Here is a 4,513-nt window from a genome sequence, read left to right as displayed (position 1 = left end):
GTACGGGGGTGCTGGGCCCAGCACCCCCGTACCGCCCTCACGTCTGTGCCCGTACCGGCGCCCCGCACGGCGGAACGGGAGCCCCCGGCCCGGGTCTCAGCCGAAGACCAGATAGACGACCGCGTAGCTCATCGCGGCGACGATCGCGGCGGCGGGCATGGTGATGAACCAGCCGAGGACGATGTTCTTGGCGACGCCCCAGCGGACCGCGTTCACCCGCTTGGTGGCGCCCGCGCCCATGATGGCGGAGGTGATCACATGGGTGGTGGAGATCGGCGCGTGGAAGAGGAACGCCGAGCCGAACATGATCGAGGCGCCCGTGGTCTCCGCCGCGAAGCCCTGCGGCGGGTCCAGTTCGATGATCTTGCGACCGAGGGTGCGCATGATGCGCCAGCCGCCCGCGTAGGTGCCCAGCGACAGCATCACCGCACACGCCACCTTCACCCAGATGGGGATCTCGTCGCCCTGCTGCTGGACATCGGCGATGACCAGGGCCATCACCACGATGCCCATCGTCTTCTGCGCGTCCTGGAGGCCGTGGCCCAGCGCCATCGCGGCCGCCGAGACCGTCTGCGCCATCCGGAAGCCGCGCTTGGCCTTGTGCGGATTGACCCGGCGGAAGATCCACAGGATGCCGACCATCACCAGATAACCCGCGATCAGCCCCACGACCGGGGAGATGAACATCGGGATGACGACCTTCTCCAGCACCCCGGACCAGATCACCTCCGTGCCGCCCGCGAGCGCCGCGCCCACCATGCCGCCGAAGAGGGCGTGGGAGGAGGACGAGGGCAGTCCGAAGTACCAGGTGACGAGGTTCCAGACGATCGCGCCGAGCAGCGCGGCGAAGAGGATGCCCATCCCCTTGCTGCCCTCGGGCGTCTCGATCAGCCCCTCACTGACCGTCTTGGCCACGCCCTGGCCGAGGAAGGCCCCCACCAGGTTCATGACCGCGGCCATGACCAGCGCTATCCGCGGGGTCAGCGCCCGGGTGGAGACGGAGGTCGCGATGGCGTTCGCGGAGTCGTGGAAGCCGTTGGTGTAGGTGAATCCGAGCGCGACACCGATGGTCACGATCAGAGCGAAGGTGTCCACGCTGTTCAGGACTCCTTGACCGCGATGGTCTCCACCGTGTTCGCGACGTGCTCGAAGGCGTCGGCGGCCTCTTCGAGGACATCGACGATCTGCTTGAGCTTGAGCACCTCGATAGCGTCGTACTTGCCGTTGAAGAGGGTGGCCAGCAGCTTGCGGTGGATCTGGTCGGCCTGGTTCTCCAGCCGGTTGACCTCGATCCAGTACTCGGTGAGGTTCTCCATCGTCCGCAGATGCGGCATGGCCTCGGCGGTCAGCGCCGCCGCGCGGGCCAGCACCTCGATCTGCTGCTCGACGCCCTTGGGCAGTTCCTCGATCTGATAGAGGACGACGAGGTCGACGGCCTCCTCCATGAAGTCCATGATGTCGTCGAGGGAGGACGCCAGCTTGTAGATGTCCTCACGGTCGAACGGCGTGATGAACGAGGAGTTCAGCTGGTGGAAGATGGCATGAGTGGCGTCGTCGCCCGCGTGCTCCGCCGCCCGCATCCGCTCGGCGATCTCCCCGCGGGAGGACGCGTCGGCCCCGAGCAGCTCCATCAGGAGCTTGGAGCCCGTGACGATGTTGTCCGCGGACGCGGCGAACATGTCGTAGAAGCTCGTCTCCCTGGGGGTCAGACGAAATCGCACGTGGGGTCCTCGGGGTGCTCTGGATTCGGACAGGCTGATGCTAGGCGCATTCATCCGGCCACGGCCAACCGGCGTTCTCAGTGTCGCCCATCGGACACGGAGATCAGCAAGGGGTTCGGAGCCCTCGCTCCGAAGTTTCGGTACCATATACCCATGAGGGGTATCCGACCTCGGCTTTCGACCACACAGGCTCCAGTAGTTTTCGGACAGACAGCGCAGGACAACGGGAGGACCCGATGACGACGACCGAGGCGGCCGGCCCCACGGTCACGGACACCGCGGCCCCGGCCGCGGAGACCCTCACCGGCGGCCACGACCAGGGCACGCACGGCTACCACAAGCAGAAGGACGAGCACCTCAAGCGACTGCGCCGGATCGAGGGCCAGATCCGCGGCCTCCAGCGCATGGTCGACGAGGACGTCTACTGCATCGACATACTCACCCAGGTCTCCGCCTCCACCAAGGCGCTCCAGTCCTTCGCGCTCCAGCTGCTCGAAGAGCATCTGCGCCACTGTGTCGCCGACGCCGCCGTCAAGGGCGGCGACGAGATCGACGCCAAGGTCGAAGAGGCCACCAAGGCCATCGCCCGGCTGCTGCGCACCTGACCGGCCCGGCGGCTCCGTACACACGAACGGCCGGGGCGGTTCCACCACCCCGGCCGTTCCCGTTCCCGAAGATCCCCGCTCAGCACAGAGGCGGGACGCCGCGGGTCACTCCCGCTCCACGGCCCGCCGTCCGGACCGCTCCACCGCCACCTTCAGCACCTCATCGATCCGGGCGGCGCTGAGCCGGTCGCCCTCCACCGCGGACGCCGCGATGATCAGATCGCCGCACAGCTCGATCTCGGCGAGGGCCACGTGGTCCTGGACCATCGCCGTACTGGGCGGAGCCACGTGCTGTCACCTCTTCCGGATCCCCCGCGCGGGGCGGGGTCGACACGTCCTGTACTTCTTGCCGGAGCACTTCTTGCCGGTACCGGCTTCCCAGCGTAGGGAGCGAACCACGGTACGCGCATGACACGTCCGGACCATTTAGGCCCTCCCTTTCGGATCTTGCGGCGGGGCCGGGTGGCCCCTCGCCCACCGGCCGACGGCATGCGCGGGACGCGGCCGATGGTGGTGGATCGTGGCTGGTCACGGTCGGTCGGCGGCGGTCGCGGTGCCGCCCGCGCCCAGGGCGGCCGAAGCCCTTCCCCCGCCCGGGCCGTGCGGCGCCTCCCGTTCCCGGGCGGGCACGGCACCCCCGTAACTGCCCCGTCCCCGTCCCTAGACCCTGATCCGGCCCGCGTAGATGTTCCGGGCGTCGGGGAGCTCGACGGCGACCGGTGTCCCGAAGTCGTACAGCACCGTCGTGGAGGTGACGGTGACCATCGCGCCGCCGTCCTTGGCGAAGCTGAAGCGGTGGCGCACCTTGCGCAGCCGACCCGCGTCATCGAGATAGACATCGAACGGCACCGCCTCCCAGGCGAACCCTTTCGCCGCCGCCACCAGCGTGTCCCGGACGAACGGCGCCGCCGCGCGGGCCGCGAGCCCGATATCGGCGCTCCCCCGGAAGTGGCGGACCCAGTCGCCCTCGAACCGCTCGTCCCCGACCAGGGTCACCTCGCGCGCACCACGCAGCAGTTCGGCGGCGGCCAGCGGATCGGTCGCCCCGCCGGTGACCAGATTGCCGTCCTCCAGGGTGGTGGTGTCGATCCGCACCCACTTGTCGGCGGGAACCCCCGCGCCCCGGTTCTTCATATAGAGCGCGCCCGGGGTCATCAGCTCGGTGACCGGACGGTGCCCGGCCGCACCCGCCGGGTCCCGGGGCAGCACCACGGTCAGCCGCCCCATCCCGCGCCGGAAGTCATAGCCGCCGGCGCCCTCGATGGTCACCCGGGTGCCGCCCGTCGCGGTCTCCATCGCGGTGCGCGCCCGCGCGGACCCGGCCGTGAGCAGGGTGTCGGCCGCCGCCCTGACCTGGTCGGCCGGACCCTGCGGCACCGCGTCGGCGCCCCGCTGAGCCGGTACGGAACCCAGCCCCGCCCGCTCGTCGACAGCGGCGACCCGGACACCGGAACAGCCGCTCGCCGCCATCACACCCAGGGCCGCGGCGAGGGCCACCGCCCCGCCCGCACGCCCGCGCCGCCGCACCACCATCGCCTGCCAACCCCCAACATGGAACACGGTTACGAGAGGCCCCCGCCCCGTCCCGCCTAACGAGGACCGCTCGCCGCCGTCACGCGGGAAGACCAGCGCCGACCCGCCCAGTACGGTGGAACCGTGCCTCCGCTCGACGCCCCGGACGCCGCTCCGGCCACGCACCAGACCACCACCACCGAACGAGGTTCCTTCGCCCTCGCCCGCTGCTCCTGCGGCTGGTCGGGGCCCGCACGCCGGTCCCGGGAACGGGCCCGCGCCGATGCCCGCGGCCATGCCCCGTCCCCGGACCACCTGACGGCGGGCTCCGGGTAGCGCACCGGGATCCGGCCCCGCGTCGCCCGGACGGCCGCCGCCGGATGGCCCGGGAGCCCGGTGGGCGGTGCGCTGGTCACGGGGGGCCGTGACACCGCAACCACGAGGACGAGCCGATGCACCGTTCCCCGGGCCGTGACGGGCGGGTGGCCACCACCCGGTCCGCCGCCCTGTCCACGACCGCCACCCGCATAGCCCCGCTGGGGACCCTCATAGCCCCGCTGGCGCTGGCCCTGGCGCTGGCGTCACCCGCCGCCGCCGCGCCCGCCCCGGGCCCGGGGGCGGCCGGGGGCCGGGTGGGCGGCTCCCGGCCGGTCGCGTGGCCGCCTCGGGCGCAGC

The 4,513-nt window shown here is 71.2% G+C and carries 6 protein-coding genes and 1 pseudogene; 3 read left to right on the top strand and 4 right to left on the bottom strand.

The features are described 5' to 3' along the window. Positions 1–96: 96 nt before the first annotated feature. Entirely contained in the window at positions 97–1,095 is a 999-nt protein-coding gene (locus ACFVIM_RS33140; RefSeq protein ID WP_384309487.1) for an anion permease, read from the bottom strand. Positions 1,096–1,100: 5 nt separating this feature from the next. Then, entirely contained in the window at positions 1,101–1,721 is a 621-nt protein-coding gene (locus ACFVIM_RS33135; RefSeq protein WP_384309484.1) for a DUF47 domain-containing protein, read from the bottom strand. Between the two features lie 236 nt (positions 1,722–1,957). On the opposite strand from ACFVIM_RS33135, the gene ACFVIM_RS33130 reads away from it, so the two are divergent. Next, the gene (locus tag ACFVIM_RS33130; protein WP_384309481.1) at positions 1,958–2,326 is read left to right on the top strand and encodes a metal-sensitive transcriptional regulator; all 369 of its coding nucleotides are present in this window, start codon (positions 1,958–1,960) and stop codon (positions 2,324–2,326) included. A gap of 105 nt (positions 2,327–2,431) precedes the next feature. On the opposite strand, the gene ACFVIM_RS33125 is transcribed toward ACFVIM_RS33130, so the two are convergent. Both ACFVIM_RS33125 and ACFVIM_RS33120 read right to left on the bottom strand, forming a co-directional pair. Next, positions 2,432–2,614, bottom strand: a complete 183-nt coding sequence (locus ACFVIM_RS33125; RefSeq protein ID WP_384309478.1) for a hypothetical protein — start codon at positions 2,612–2,614, stop codon at positions 2,432–2,434. Positions 2,615–2,986: 372 nt separating this feature from the next. Then, positions 2,987–3,859, bottom strand: a complete 873-nt coding sequence (locus ACFVIM_RS33120; protein WP_384309489.1) for a hypothetical protein — start codon at positions 3,857–3,859, stop codon at positions 2,987–2,989. Between the two features lie 123 nt (positions 3,860–3,982). On the opposite strand from ACFVIM_RS33120, the gene ACFVIM_RS33115 reads away from it, so the two are divergent. Next, complete coding sequence (locus ACFVIM_RS33115; RefSeq protein WP_384309475.1) at positions 3,983–4,174, top strand: hypothetical protein; 192 nt, start codon at positions 3,983–3,985, stop codon at positions 4,172–4,174. A 116-nt stretch (positions 4,175–4,290) separates the two neighbouring features. After that, a pseudogene (locus ACFVIM_RS33110) lies at positions 4,291–4,513 on the top strand (hypothetical protein); the annotation flags it as partial.

The organism is Streptomyces sp. NPDC057638, from assembly GCF_042800315.1.
Lineage (GTDB): Bacteria > Actinomycetota > Actinomycetes > Streptomycetales > Streptomycetaceae > Streptomyces.
This window is presented reverse-complemented; position numbering and strand designations above follow the sequence as displayed.